The sequence below is a fragment of the Pleurocapsa sp. PCC 7319 genome (genome assembly GCF_000332195.1).
Taxonomy (GTDB): domain Bacteria; phylum Cyanobacteriota; class Cyanobacteriia; order Cyanobacteriales; family Xenococcaceae; genus Waterburya.
Genome location: NZ_KB235918.1, coordinates 1 through 12,318, shown reverse-complemented (window position 1 = coordinate 12,318; position 12,318 = coordinate 1). Strand labels below are relative to the sequence as shown.

Below are 12,318 nucleotides of genomic sequence, written 5' to 3'. Positions count from 1 at the left end.
TAAAAAATCGTCCATAACCATAAATAAATTAAAGCCTTAGGGTATTGGTGAACCGATGGATACATTACATCAACCACAAGAAGTTATTGCCAACCGCTACCAAATTATTACTACCCTCGGACAAGGTGGCATGGGTACTACTTATGCTGCGATAGATTTAACTAACTCCCAAGAAGTTGCGATTAAAGTTGTTTCCCTGCATCAGACTAATGATTGGAAAGTCTTGGAGTTATTTCAAAGAGAAGCCACAGTTTTAGCTAGTCTCAATCATCCCTATATTCCTAACTATCTTGATTATTTTCAGTTAGATACAGAAAATGACAGAAAATTTTATCTAGTACAAGAATTAATCGAGGGAAAATCTTTAGCAGATTTAGTAACACAAGGATGGCATTCTACAGAACAGGAAGTCCAAGATATTGCCAGACAATTATTAGAAATTTTAGTTTATCTACACTCTTTAAATCCATCAGTAATTCATCGGGATATCAAGCCCCAAAATATTATTCGTCGAGATGACGGCAAAGTCTATCTAGTAGATTTCGGTGCGGTGCAAGCTGTGTATCGCCATACGATCGGTATCGGTGGAACTTTTGTCGGGACTTTAGGCTATATGTCTCCCGAACAGTTAAGGGGCAAAGTTATACCAGCATCGGATTTATATAGCTTAGGATGCAGTTTATTATTCTTGTTAACTCATCGATCGCCTCATGAATTACCTCAGAAAGGTATGGGAATTGATTTTAGTTCTAGAGTTAATATTTCTCCTAGTTTTGCTCAATGGCTAACAAGAATTATTGAACCAATAGCAGAAGATCGTTTTCAGTCTGCGGAAAATGCTTTAATAGCCTTACCAAATTATCAAGTTTTTGTTTCTGGTAATATTTTAAATCAAACTCTTGAAGCTTCTCAGACAAATGGTTTTTATGCTCTTAAAAAAAATACACCTAAAACAGTAAAAAATAATCTGGCTTTAGAAAAAATAAACCGACCTAAATTTAGTCGTATTCATATTATTAATAAAGACCATGAAATATTAATAACAATACCAGTAAAAATTAAAAGTATAACTATAAGTTTGCTCTGGGCGATCGCTACAGGAATCAAAAAGATATTTTCTCAAGCTCTGATTCGTACAGACTTTATTGGATTACAAAAGTTTCGGGGAGTTCATCGGCTTTTAATGACGATGACAATCAACCTAATTATTGTCATTATCAACACAATTATGTTAACAACAATTGCTATGGCAAAGCCTGTATTTTTAATTCTTTTATTAATACCATTTATCGTTTCAATATTTACTTTTGCTGCTTCTATTCAAACTAAAATTTCGCCGATTTTGCTCCAGTATGGATTAAATATGAATTTAGCAATATATGTTCTGCTTTTGGTTTTAGCTATAGATATTTTATGGTTAATATTAAACTACATTTTTGGGAATCATATTGTTCGAGTAAAAAATAACAAAATGCATTTTGTCCACAAATTTTCATTTTTTACTATTTCCCAAGAAAAAACAAATTTACCATATTCTAAAAATCATAGCGATCGCTTATCAACTTTAAAACATTTTCTCACAGGTTTTATAGTTAATGATTTAAATACTAGAGAACTTAACTGGATATCGCAAGAAATAGCTGATTTTTTAGAGTCATCTCAAAACTAACGATGAAAGCATTACATCAACAAACGGAAATTATTTATAGTCGTTACCAAATTACCACTATCTTGGGACAGGGAGGCATGGGAACTACCTATGCAGCGATAGATTTAAGTAACTCACAGCCAGTTGCCATAAAGGTTGTCTCGCTACGTCAAACACAAGATTGGAAGATACTAGAGTTATTTGAGCGAGAAGCCAAAGTATTAGCTAATCTCAATCATCCTTATATTCCTAACTACCTCGATTATTTTCAGTTAGATACCGAAGATGATCGAAGATTTTATTTAGTACAAGAATTAGTTGAGGGAAAATCTTTAGCTGAATTAGTTCAACAGGGATGGCACGCTACAGAAAAGGAAGTAAAAGATATTGCTACTCAGGTATTGGATATTCTGATCTACCTACATTCAATTACACCACCAGTAATTCATCGCGATATTAAACCTCAAAATATTATTCGCCGAGATGACGGCAAAGTTTATTTAGTCGATTTTGGTGCAGTGCAAAATGTTTACCGCCACACCATCGGTATTGACGGTACATCTGTAGGAACTTTTGGCTATATGCCCCCAGAACAATATCGAGGTAAAGTTGTTCCTGCTTCAGATTTATATAGTTTAGGCTGTAGTTTATTATTCATCTTAACTGCTAAATCTCCTAGTAAATTACCTCAAAAAAGGATGAAAATCAATTTTCATTCTGAAGTAAAATTATCTAAAACTTTTTGTTCTTGGTTAACTAGGGCGATCGAACCAATAATAGAGGATCGATTTCAATCGGCAATTCAAGCACTCCAAATACTAAAAGAAGAATACCAAGATTTTGCAATTATTTCTAGATTGGCAAAATCTCAAAGAGATTATAGCCAATTAGAATATAACTTTTCTTTTGAGGAAAACTATAAAAAAATCTGATTTTTTCATTATTGGCATAAATATTGTTCAGAAAGTCAAATAATATTTTTGAATCTAAAAGGACTATTAATAAAACTATCAAAAATCTTAGCTTTTCTAGGAAAAACATTATCAGAAATGCTAAAGGCTATCTCAGCAGATGGCTTAGTTTTTCTTTTTTTTCTTGGTATTTTTAGTATGGTTAATTTGATATTGTTTTTATTGATTGTAATAACACCAAATATCATAGCTAATACTAATTATATTCGACTTTTATTGACTGGAATCGCAATATTTCTATTAGTCTATGAATTATTTGCATTAACTGTTAATTTTATTTTCTTCATCAAAGATAAATTTCCAACTATCAAACTAAAACTCAATGAGCGATCGCTAACAATACAATATGCCTATGGAATTTTTACAAGGCAAGTGGAAATTAGCACTGATGAGATTATTTCAGTTGTAGTTGAAGCAAATCAAGAAAGCTGTATTCTCAGAACTAAAACGAAGAAATATCAATTTGGTTGTTGGCTAACTACAGCCGAACAAGAAATAAATTATTTTTTAGATCGAGTTTGCCAATAAGTCAAACATTGATTTTGTATCATATAACAATTATTCAGGCGATTGAACTTCACTCACTGCCATAGGCGATCGCCTTACAACACTACCAGAAATGGGAGCGATAATATCTTTAATCTTGCGAGCGACAATACTGCTAGCAAAGCAATGAGACTTACGTTTACTTTCTTTTCTGGTTTGTTCGGCGATCGCTTTAACTTCCGCAACAAGAGCCTTAAATTCTGTCCAATAGGTAATCTTAATTTGTTCGTTCAAAATGTAGAGAGACACGATGAAAACCTGTAATGTAGCGAGTACCTGAAACTATCTACATTATAGAGTTTTTAGTCAATACCAAGGTCGAAAGCCAGTCTCAAAAATAACTTTTGTTACACAATAATAGAAGATAATTATTAGCTTTATTGTGATACTTTTTAAACAAAAATAAATAAAAAGGAGATAGTATTTATTTTTTACTTTTGCCTCTCAAACCATTTCATATTTTCTGTATTTTCTGCGTTTTTCCACTGCCGAAAATATTTGCACCGCATCATCGTAGCAAGTACAGTTAACTATCATCTCTCTCCCCCTTTTAGAGCGCACATCGCCCCAGGACTTACAAACAATCCAGTTACCAAATAAGTCCTGCTGTAGCTGGCAATAGTAGTAGCGCGTTCCTCTGCGCCAAGCAGCACTTTTCCAGCGATCGCTTTTATAAGTAATCGTATTCATATTTAAAATATAAAACCGAAAAGTAATCTTGGGATGGCTATTAGCTTTTTATTAACTATTAAACTGAGTTACTTTGGGGAATTGAATGTATACGGCTCGTCATAGAACCGCATACAAGAGAATAAAACCTATACTGCCATTGCAACTTCTTCTGACTGCTGTTTTTCTTCAATCACATTAAGTAACCCCCGTTCGATGGTACGACGTAAATAATCTTCAACATGACCTTTTTTGCGCTCTTCTAGGCGAAAGCTATGGTTTCTTACCCCATCAGCGATCGCTTCTGTCGAGTATCCGCGATGAATTAGCTGGCAAACTACCGCTAAATCAGTTTCGCTGCGTTGTTTGGCAACATCAATGCCCTTAAGCAGTTTGGCAGACTCAATAGAACGGTAAAGCTTTTCTGCTGCTGCATCTGCGGATTTATCCCTATTGAGTTTTCTTGCCACTATCAAGCGATCATTTAACTCCTGCCAAAGATCGTCCAGATCGCCAGTTACAATCCTTTCTCTGCTTTTTTCCCAAGCATTAGCTTTTGCTTTAGTAGCAACCAGCAGTTCGTGACTTTTACTAATGACGGTATGCTGGGCATAGTGAAGCCGAGTTATGGGATAGCGATCGTCAGTAGTACGATATTGCTGTTTGACATTGGGAAATCCTACCATGCGACCGTAATAACGGTAATTACAGCAGCTAGGGTCGCCCCCAAAGCGTTCGGCTAAATAACGAGCGATAGTAGTAGCGTGACTGGCACGAATGTAAACATTAGCAACGCAGACCCAAACTTGATAGTTGTCGGGGCTGGTTTCAATCACCGCACTCGGCTCGAAGCCTTCTTTGAACATGATTCTAGCCCGATCTAGGGTTAGATCGTCGATAAAGATGTAAGAGCTTACGTTAGGGCGAAACCAGACGTGAAATGGGTCTTTTTGAAGGTGTTCATTGATAGTTGGTATCTTGGCAATGAATTCTTCTGCCGTCTTCATGCTCCAGATCGCTTTATCTCTGCAATCGTTCTTCAACACAAATTCGTATTGAATTGACTGTAAACCAAATGATAGAGCCTGGAAAAGCTCTCTTGCTCGCTTGACTTGGGCATCGCGATAATCAGCCAGAGAAGCCGTATTTAAGAAGGAAACCATAATTTACAACCCTAATGATGTTTGGGCTGTTATGGTCGAATTTCGGCTTTAACTCGCTTCTGGGAGGACGATTTGTTTCCTCTGCTATCTGCCTCAAGACAAAACCCGAAATAAAAAAAACACACACACTAAAAACGCGGTACTGTAGCGACTGACCCAGGGCAGTTGTAGGGCAAAGGGGGGTGTGTTCTTTTTGTTCTTTATGTTCTATTGTTCCTGGAGAAAAAAGTAATAATTTCAGTATTTTAAGTGCGGTCAAAAACACAGATTCGGGCGTTACGGACACAGATTCGGGGGATACAGACACATATTTGGGCGTTAAGGACACAGATTCGGGGATAAAGACACAAATTCGGGCATCAAAGCCACATAACACATTTTTGTTGAGGCTTGTGTTTCTTTATGCAACTATAGGCTGTCCGATAACCATAACCTTAAAGCGATCGAGGAAATGAAGACTAGAAATTACCGTATTGAGCCAACAGGGAAACCATTGGATTTGGACGATAAAACCCCCGCAACTGTTTGTATTTCAACCGATGTGATGAAGTATAGGGTTGTAGACAAAATTAGAGAAAGAGAGCGAAAGCTATTTATTCTCTTGGTTCATGCGGTGTGGCACGAACTGGGTAAAACCAATACCCATAAAATAGAAATTGACAAAATCAAAGGGGTATTTAGAAAGGTTTGTAGCACCAAAAGCTATAAGGATTGGCTGTGGGAGTATCTGGAGAATCTTTCAGAAATCAAGATTGTTTATCGAGATGAAAAGCTTCGAGGTGTTACCCATCTGTTTGCCAGTGCCTACCTAGATGAAGAGAAGGAGTATATCTACTTTCAAATCCCCGAAATATTGGCTCAGGCTATCTTATCGGCAAATTGTTTTGCTCGCTTGGATACCTACTTTCTGATTGGATTGAGTGGCAAATATGCGGTAAGCCTCTATCAATTCCTGGAATCAAAAGTGGGCATGGACAAGTTTAATCCCTCCCTCGTACCCAATAAAGCAGAACGGTTTATCCAGATTAGTCTCGATGACCTCAAAGAAGTCTTATCAATTAGAAATAATGAATATGCTCGCTGGAGTCATTTTAAACAGAGAGTTTTAGATCCAGCAGTGGATGAAATTAACACCAATTCGATGCAGTCTACCTTTAAAGTTGAGTATGAAACCGTTACTGCTAAAAAGAGGAAGGTGGCTGGGGTCAAGTTCTTTTTAGCCAAAACTCCCGAACGACTGGAAAAAGAAAGCCAGTTAAAAAAAATCAGACAGCTAAAAATTAGTCCCCCAAAACCCTTACCAGAAACGTCTCAACTTCTATCGGATACCGAGGAGGTAGCAAAATTAGTCATCCACTTTGAACGGGCGAGAAATGGCGTGGCAATATCCCCAGATGATGTATCTCATCAAGATTTAGGGAAAGCAGCAGCTTTCATGTTGGGCATCGATAGTTTGGAAGATGCCAAGGAGATAATATCGATAATTTGTCACTACAAAAACCGACCCGATTTCTTTGGTGGGTTAGTCAAACACAAAGCCAGGGCTATTGCTGAGTTTAAAGCCAGAAAAGCAAAGCAGAAGCAGGTACAGCATTCTCAGGAAAAAAAACGAATCGAACAAGAGAAGAGGAAAGAATATAAAAAAGCCCTGGAAACAGAATTTACTATTTATTTTGACGGACTAGAACCATCTCAAATTGAGGAAATAGACCGAGAAATACTCTCTGAATTGCCTCGGATGTTTATTCCTTACTTTGATTCCCAGCGCGACGATTTTGCTAGTAGGGTAGTTGTACGCGATCGACGTTTTCGGTGGTGGTTAGTTAATAAAATGGGACTGTCAGAAAAAAAAGTCGATCTACTGCTGAAAACTTAAGACTTATTGAGGATGCGATCGCTAATTTAGTCGATCTTGGAACGGATTTATAGGGAAGACCGATAATAATCAAACCTTTATCAGTCCTCAGCTAGCAATTAAAAATCGGGCTTAGTAACTGCCTGGAAATAACCCACTTGCCAGATCCGCTCTAAAAACCGCCATTCCTCAACAGTTCTACGGGCTGGCTCAATCTTAGAGATGCGAATCATTTCAGATGCCTCAATCTCGCTAATGCCTAAACTATCTCGATACTGTTCTGCGTCCCAAATAGGGCAAAAAAGTTCCGCATCAGCTAACACTTTCTCAACCGCAGCTTGGCGTTGAAATTCTTGGATTAACTTTACATTTTCATCCGACCAGCAGCCGTCGCTATTGTTAGATTCATACCAAAAAACAATCTCCGAGCGAAAGATGCTATTGCTTTTAAGGTACTCTATCTCATGGGAGATAAAGGATCGCGGATGTTCGCTGACGGCATCCCAGATGAAATGCTCAATCCTACGACCATCAGCATATAAATCCAACCGCTCGATAGCTGAAAGTACCTTAAAACGGAACTCAAGCTCTGCTTGATGCCAACCCCGTACCAGTTTCTCTCCCGATTCATCTTCGCAAATTAAATCAATCAGAAATTCTGGCACATTATAATCTGCTAAATACTCCGCAACCTCTTGACGGTTTATATTCGTCATAATTCCTTAAAACCTAATAATCAGTCTTCAGGAGTGTTATGGATTACTTAAAAGCAACAGCTTCATTGTGTCTATTGTTTTCACATCTTCTAAGTTCGATACCATTAGTAAATAAGCATTTAGAGTCAGAAAATGACAATGGAATCTGATTTTGTCACCAGGAAAATCAAGAAGCGCGATTACCCCATACCTCTACTAAAACAGCTAGACACCTTACATCAATCACAAAAGGATAAATCTCAGAAACCACCTTATCCTTACGATGCTAAAAGAAGAATTATTCGTCTTCCCAGAAGTGTCGAACAAGAATTAAGACAACTGGCGCAAAACGGCAAGAAACCCGAAGCGTTAAAACGAGTATCCGAACTAACAGGAGCAAGCTTGATTGTTTCTAAAGATTACATCGATACCTATTTAATCAAGACGCTATTTTAGTTGTTTTGGATTGCCTTTAATCTAAATAGACCTCCTCAAGCACCATCAGCAACCGTTCCTCCAGAGAATTAAGCTGGCTGCGATTAAGCTTTTCTAACCCCTTTAATAACCAGGTAGCTGCTTCATCTAATTCCCCAACCTCAGATAAAGCCGTCATTCTCGCGCCTAAATCCAGCATTTGTTCCGATTCTTGAGATGTGAACTTCATGGGCATTAGGTCATCAACCGAAACCACAAACCGATCGTCCCAAGTATCTACCACGCACTCATCTTGACTAACTTCCGCTACGACGCACCAACAATTCTGTTTACCTGGAACTCCCGATTTAATGCGACATATCTCGCCAATTGAAAAAGGATTAACAGGCGGATATTTCTGCTTGAGATAAGCCTTAACTGCCGATTTGACAATCGAATAAGAAGGTACTTGACCCTGAGCAATTTCCACTGCCATTACCCAAACTTCACCAGCTTCAATTGGACTTAAATGAGCCTGGAAAATTGGTCGCAATTGCTTTTGTTTAGTTGGTTTTGGGTCATTTAGACCTTGGGTCTTTAGATATTCTTCAATTAAGAAATAAGTCTCGGCTGCGGTCATACATCGCTCGATGTAAAGCATCGTAAAACCAAATACCGATTCACAATAAGATTCAAAATTATCAAAGCGATCGCGATATAACCCAAGTCGCTTAATCATCCGTAGTGCCTGACCTCGAAGCACGAACCCCGTCCGTACCTGATGCTCTAATTTATCCCTAAGCTCCGCTTCTTGTGGTGAGAGAACATACAACCGAGAATATGTCCTGATTTCCTCTAATTACTAGTCCAGTTTACAGCTTTTAGTGCAAATAACACCTATTCTATGCTGTAAGATTTTCGTGTATGTTTGCTTGGGAAGAAGGTATGGCTATTCGACGTTCGAGCCAAAGAAAATACGATCGAGGTAATCGTTCCTTAGCTATTGTCTCTACTTTACCTACGGTGAAGGCAATGCGGGACTGTTTTGAGAGATATCTTAACCTAACTATCGCTGATGGTCATGCCAGTAACGATACAGTTAAAACCTACCGCAGTCGGGTTCATCAATTTCTTAGTTGGTGCAGAGAGCGGGAGCTTTATCCAGCCCTTATTACCAAGGAAAATATTCTAGAATACCGCAAACATTTGGTTGATGGTAGCAAAACATCCCCCACAATACGTTTATCTCTAATCTCTATCAAGCACTTCTATACCGCTTGTTTGGCAGAAAAACTGGTCAAGGACAATCCTGTCGTCGGGGTAAAAGCACCAAGGGAAAAGCGAGAAGTTGGTAGCACCATTAAGTATCTAACCGAGGAAGAGTTACAGCAGATATTTGATAGCGTCGCTCCTACTTACAAAATTCGTGGAGATAAAATTGCCCAAGTACAGGTATTGCGCGATCGCATTCTACTAGCTTGTATGGCTCTCCAAGGTTGTCGCAGCGTCGAAATGTATCGGGTTAATCTGGGAGATATTAGCCAATCGGGAGGTCAGCATTATCTTAAGCTGGATGGTAAAAACAGCATTAGAACTGCTATTTTACGCCCCGATCTAGCTCAGGAAATAGTAGAGTATCGTCAAGCTCGCGCTCAAAGTGGAGAAAAGGTAAATGCTGACCGTCCATTGTTTATCTCTTTATCTAATCGTCGTTACGGTCAACGTTTATCTAGAAGTGGCATCAGTCATGTTATTGATGGCTATCTAGAAAAATGTAATCTAAAACACACCGATCTAGAGCGAAGTCTTTCACCCCATAGTCTCCGCCATACGGCTGGTACATTAGCATTGAGAAATGGTTCGGATCTAAGAGAAGTGCAGGATTTTCTGGGTCATAGCGACCCTAAAACTACTGCGATCTATACCCACGTTCTTAATTCCCATGAGAATAATCCTGCTGCCAAGATTGACATAACTTTTTAATCTTTAGAATTTATTCTCCATAAATATCCTTCAAAACTTCAGCCAGGGCATTATCCGCATCAAGTAGCGCAGCATCAATACTTTCGTAGCTATTTTTTCCAGACCAAGGCATTCCTCCACAATCAATAGCCCGAACAAAAGAATTTATTGGGCTATCTACGTCATAACCAAGCTCAAGTACACCTTCATGTTCTTCGACCCAACGGGCAATATTTGGGTACTTTTTATCAAATGGATTCTTCATGATTCAAATAACCCGATCGGTCTAACTTCTTGTTGATAACAGGTTAAACTATAGCTAAGAGAATCCTTTCTAACTGATAATGTTCGACCTACAAGAAACTCTGGAACGGAGATTAGCTGCTCTCCAGGGCAAACCAATAAAATCCAATCCTCCAAAACAGGCTCATCTTACTCAAGTAGAGTTAAATGATACTTCCAAAGAGTATATTATTCGTTCTTTGACTGAATCTGGCATTCTAGACGAGCAAGGAAACGTTCGTAAATTTAATTTCCCTAACTAAGTGTACGTTTCCCCAGAAATTGTCGTTGGTTTTCACGGATGCGATCGCTCTGTTGCCGATAGAGTCATCAAGCATGGCGAAGCTCTTGTTAAAAGTGAAAATGACTATGATTGGCTCGGACATGGAATTTACTTTTGGGAAGGTAGCTATCAGCGTGCCTTGCAGTGGGCAAAAGCTAGTAAAAATATTTCAGAGCCAGCAGTAGTCGGCGCATTCATTAAACTAGGTAACTGTCTCGATTTACTCGACTACGAACATATTCAAACTGTTAAGACTATATACACAATATTAGAAACAGAATTTCAACAAGTTGGCAAAGCTATACCCCAAAATCGAGTACTTGTTAATGGAGTAAGTTTTGTTCGAGAATTGGATTGCCAAGTCATTTTAAGGCTGCATCAACTCAATAATGAAGGAATTGCCGAAGAACTGGGACTGTCCGATATGAGTGGTGAAAACAAGAAACAAATACAGTGCCATCCTAACTTTATCGATTCAGTTAGAGGTATGTTCCCAGAAGGTAATGAACTATATCCAGGCGCGGGGTTTCTCAACAAAAACCATATCCAGCTTTGTATTGTCAATCCTAATTGTATTATTGGTTACTTCGAGCCAAGACAACAGACTGACTGGTATAAAAAGCTTTGAATGATTTATGAAATCGCGATGATTATTTAATGCTCAACGTTAACTACGGGTTTCATCGCGCTAATTTTTTCATAGCGAAAACAATTAGTTGTATGGTCGTTAACCATTCCCGTAGCCTGCATATAGGCATAGCAAATCGTAGAACCAACAAACTTAAATCCTCGTTTCTTTAACTCTTTACTCATCGCCTCAGATTGAGGAGAAGTAGCAGGAACTTGTTCTAAATTCTCCCAGCGATTTTGGATTGGCTTACCCTCAACAAACTGCCAAATATAGCTGGCAAAACTACCGTATTCTGCCTGTATATCAAGAAATAAACGAGCATTAGTTACTGCTGAAGCTATTTTGAGCTTGTTACGGATAATGCCAGGATTCTGTTTTAGTTTTTCCTGTTTATGGTCATCAAACTGAGCTACTCGTTTGGGGTCAAAGTTGGCAAAGGCTTGACGGTAGTTCTCCCGTTTCTTTAGAACCGTACTCCAACTCAAACCAGCTTGCGCCCCTTCAAGAATCAAGAATTCAAATAGCTTTCGGTCATCGGTCACGGGAACGCCCCACTCATTATCGTGATAAGCAATTTCTAGGGGGCTATCTTTTAGGCAAGCACATCTGTTCAAAAAATTATCTCCATAACCAAAAAAAACTCTAGTCAGCTCTATGGGCTTCAAATGTAGAACGATCTCCATAGTGAAACGCTATCGTGCCTTGAATTTGGTCGGGACTTTCTAATTCCAGCCAACCGCTACCACTAGCTTCATCCATTTCGTCACAGCCTTCCCAGCTAAAGGAAAGTCTCTCTTTTCCTCTGATGTTTTCGATATAGCCGTCAAGATTGCCACTGACCAATCCAAACTGAAATTCACCAGAACTATTGGACTGAATTTCAACAAAGGCTCGAACGTCCATATTGAAATAATCTTCGTCCCACTCAGACATTTCATCAATATGCCAAGTCCCAACAAAAGCATTTTCCGTCGATTCTCTTTCTATTTTGGTAACATTCATAATTGTTTTAAGCTGGGTATCTTTTTCTATTGTTCTACAACGAAGATATTCGATCTGATAGCGCAATAAATAGCTAATCAATATTTAAGATAATCGTTATTTCCAACCCTGTTATTACCATGAAAGCTAAACTGGGGGAGAGCCGAGATACATGTAAAATAGTGCAACATCTCCCTCAAAAGCTTACTCTGACTGAC

16 protein-coding genes are annotated in these 12,318 nt (G+C 38.5%); 8 read left to right on the top strand and 8 right to left on the bottom strand.

Annotated features, from left to right (window positions below; all coding sequences use genetic code 11):
* Window positions 1–55 precede the first annotated feature (55 nt).
* The 3 genes from PLEUR7319_RS42405 to PLEUR7319_RS0101060 are packed head-to-tail and all read left to right on the top strand — an operon-like array spanning window position 56 to window position 3,147.
* Complete coding sequence (locus PLEUR7319_RS42405; RefSeq protein ID WP_019503350.1) at window positions 56–1,669, top strand: serine/threonine-protein kinase; 1,614 nt, start codon at window positions 56–58, stop codon at window positions 1,667–1,669.
* A gap of 2 nt (window positions 1,670–1,671) precedes the next feature.
* Window positions 1,672–2,580, top strand: coding sequence for a serine/threonine-protein kinase (locus PLEUR7319_RS0101065; protein WP_019503349.1), 909 nt, complete (start codon window positions 1,672–1,674; stop codon window positions 2,578–2,580).
* A 48-nt stretch (window positions 2,581–2,628) separates the two neighbouring features.
* The gene (locus tag PLEUR7319_RS0101060) at window positions 2,629–3,147 is read left to right on the top strand and encodes a hypothetical protein (protein WP_019503348.1); all 519 of its coding nucleotides are present in this window, start codon (window positions 2,629–2,631) and stop codon (window positions 3,145–3,147) included.
* Window positions 3,148–3,177: 30 nt separating this feature from the next.
* Here the strand turns inward: PLEUR7319_RS0101060 and PLEUR7319_RS0101055 are convergent, their stop codons facing one another.
* From PLEUR7319_RS0101055 to PLEUR7319_RS37640, 3 genes are all read right to left on the bottom strand, one after another.
* Window positions 3,178–3,414 carry a hypothetical protein gene (locus PLEUR7319_RS0101055; RefSeq protein ID WP_019503347.1) on the bottom strand — a complete coding sequence of 79 codons (237 nt, stop codon included), beginning with the start codon at window positions 3,412–3,414 and terminating at the stop codon, window positions 3,178–3,180.
* A 195-nt stretch (window positions 3,415–3,609) separates the two neighbouring features.
* Window positions 3,610–3,855, bottom strand: a complete 246-nt coding sequence (locus tag PLEUR7319_RS33715) for a WGR domain-containing protein (RefSeq protein ID WP_019503346.1) — start codon at window positions 3,853–3,855, stop codon at window positions 3,610–3,612.
* A gap of 128 nt (window positions 3,856–3,983) precedes the next feature.
* Window positions 3,984–4,997, bottom strand: coding sequence for a DNA-primase RepB domain-containing protein (locus tag PLEUR7319_RS37640; RefSeq protein WP_019503345.1), 1,014 nt, complete (start codon window positions 4,995–4,997; stop codon window positions 3,984–3,986).
* Window positions 4,998–5,448: 451 nt separating this feature from the next.
* Between PLEUR7319_RS37640 and PLEUR7319_RS0101040 the strand changes: the two genes are divergently transcribed.
* Window positions 5,449–6,873 (top strand): replication initiation protein, encoded by a 1,425-nt coding sequence (locus tag PLEUR7319_RS0101040; RefSeq protein ID WP_019503344.1) that lies wholly within the window; start codon window positions 5,449–5,451, stop codon window positions 6,871–6,873.
* A gap of 98 nt (window positions 6,874–6,971) precedes the next feature.
* Here PLEUR7319_RS0101040 and PLEUR7319_RS0101035 read toward each other — a convergent pair whose 3' ends face one another.
* Window positions 6,972–7,568: a hypothetical protein gene (locus PLEUR7319_RS0101035; protein ID WP_019503343.1), complete on the bottom strand. Its 597-nt coding sequence runs from the start codon at window positions 7,566–7,568 to the stop codon at window positions 6,972–6,974.
* Window positions 7,569–7,700: 132 nt separating this feature from the next.
* Between PLEUR7319_RS0101035 and PLEUR7319_RS0101030 the strand changes: the two genes are divergently transcribed.
* Window positions 7,701–8,003 (top strand): hypothetical protein, encoded by a 303-nt coding sequence (locus tag PLEUR7319_RS0101030; RefSeq protein ID WP_237743492.1) that lies wholly within the window; start codon window positions 7,701–7,703, stop codon window positions 8,001–8,003.
* Between the two features lie 16 nt (window positions 8,004–8,019).
* On the opposite strand, the gene PLEUR7319_RS33705 is transcribed toward PLEUR7319_RS0101030, so the two are convergent.
* Entirely contained in the window at window positions 8,020–8,793 is a 774-nt protein-coding gene (locus PLEUR7319_RS33705) for a hypothetical protein (RefSeq protein ID WP_144054213.1), read from the bottom strand.
* Between the two features lie 92 nt (window positions 8,794–8,885).
* Between PLEUR7319_RS33705 and PLEUR7319_RS0101020 the strand changes: the two genes are divergently transcribed.
* Window positions 8,886–9,944 carry a tyrosine-type recombinase/integrase gene (locus PLEUR7319_RS0101020; protein WP_019503340.1) on the top strand — a complete coding sequence of 353 codons (1,059 nt, stop codon included), beginning with the start codon at window positions 8,886–8,888 and terminating at the stop codon, window positions 9,942–9,944.
* A gap of 10 nt (window positions 9,945–9,954) precedes the next feature.
* On the opposite strand, the gene PLEUR7319_RS0101015 is transcribed toward PLEUR7319_RS0101020, so the two are convergent.
* Complete coding sequence (locus PLEUR7319_RS0101015) at window positions 9,955–10,188, bottom strand: hypothetical protein (RefSeq protein WP_019503339.1); 234 nt, start codon at window positions 10,186–10,188, stop codon at window positions 9,955–9,957.
* Window positions 10,189–10,267: 79 nt separating this feature from the next.
* On the opposite strand from PLEUR7319_RS0101015, the gene PLEUR7319_RS0101010 reads away from it, so the two are divergent.
* Together PLEUR7319_RS0101010 and PLEUR7319_RS0101005 are read left to right on the top strand one after the other, a co-directional pair.
* The gene (locus PLEUR7319_RS0101010) at window positions 10,268–10,468 is read left to right on the top strand and encodes a hypothetical protein (RefSeq protein ID WP_019503338.1); all 201 of its coding nucleotides are present in this window, start codon (window positions 10,268–10,270) and stop codon (window positions 10,466–10,468) included.
* Complete coding sequence (locus PLEUR7319_RS0101005) at window positions 10,469–11,116, top strand: hypothetical protein (protein WP_019503337.1); 648 nt, start codon at window positions 10,469–10,471, stop codon at window positions 11,114–11,116.
* 26 nt (window positions 11,117–11,142) lie between these two features.
* On the opposite strand, the gene PLEUR7319_RS0101000 is transcribed toward PLEUR7319_RS0101005, so the two are convergent.
* Window positions 11,143–11,733, bottom strand: coding sequence for a DNA-3-methyladenine glycosylase I (locus PLEUR7319_RS0101000; protein ID WP_036798290.1), 591 nt, complete (start codon window positions 11,731–11,733; stop codon window positions 11,143–11,145).
* Between the two features lie 28 nt (window positions 11,734–11,761).
* Complete coding sequence (locus PLEUR7319_RS0100995) at window positions 11,762–12,121, bottom strand: hypothetical protein (RefSeq protein WP_036798275.1); 360 nt, start codon at window positions 12,119–12,121, stop codon at window positions 11,762–11,764.
* Between the last annotated feature and the right edge of the window lie 197 nt (window positions 12,122–12,318).

Coding starts and splice junctions, on each gene's coding strand:
- PLEUR7319_RS42405 (WP_019503350.1), top strand. CDS start 56: ATGGATACATTACATCAACCACAAGAAGTTATTGCCAACCGCTACCAA.
- PLEUR7319_RS0101065 (WP_019503349.1), top strand. CDS start 1,672: ATGAAAGCATTACATCAACAAACGGAAATTATTTATAGTCGTTACCAA.
- PLEUR7319_RS33715 (WP_019503346.1), bottom strand. CDS start 3,855: ATGAATACGATTACTTATAAAAGCGATCGCTGGAAAAGTGCTGCTTGG.
- PLEUR7319_RS37640 (WP_019503345.1), bottom strand. CDS start 4,997: ATGGTTTCCTTCTTAAATACGGCTTCTCTGGCTGATTATCGCGATGCC.
- PLEUR7319_RS0101040 (WP_019503344.1), top strand. CDS start 5,449: ATGAAGACTAGAAATTACCGTATTGAGCCAACAGGGAAACCATTGGAT.
- PLEUR7319_RS0101035 (WP_019503343.1), bottom strand. CDS start 7,568: ATGACGAATATAAACCGTCAAGAGGTTGCGGAGTATTTAGCAGATTAT.
- PLEUR7319_RS0101030 (WP_237743492.1), top strand. CDS start 7,701: ATGACAATGGAATCTGATTTTGTCACCAGGAAAATCAAGAAGCGCGAT.
- PLEUR7319_RS0101020 (WP_019503340.1), top strand. CDS start 8,886: ATGTTTGCTTGGGAAGAAGGTATGGCTATTCGACGTTCGAGCCAAAGA.
- PLEUR7319_RS0101015 (WP_019503339.1), bottom strand. CDS start 10,188: ATGAAGAATCCATTTGATAAAAAGTACCCAAATATTGCCCGTTGGGTC.
- PLEUR7319_RS0101010 (WP_019503338.1), top strand. CDS start 10,268: ATGTTCGACCTACAAGAAACTCTGGAACGGAGATTAGCTGCTCTCCAG.
- PLEUR7319_RS0100995 (WP_036798275.1), bottom strand. CDS start 12,121: ATGAATGTTACCAAAATAGAAAGAGAATCGACGGAAAATGCTTTTGTT.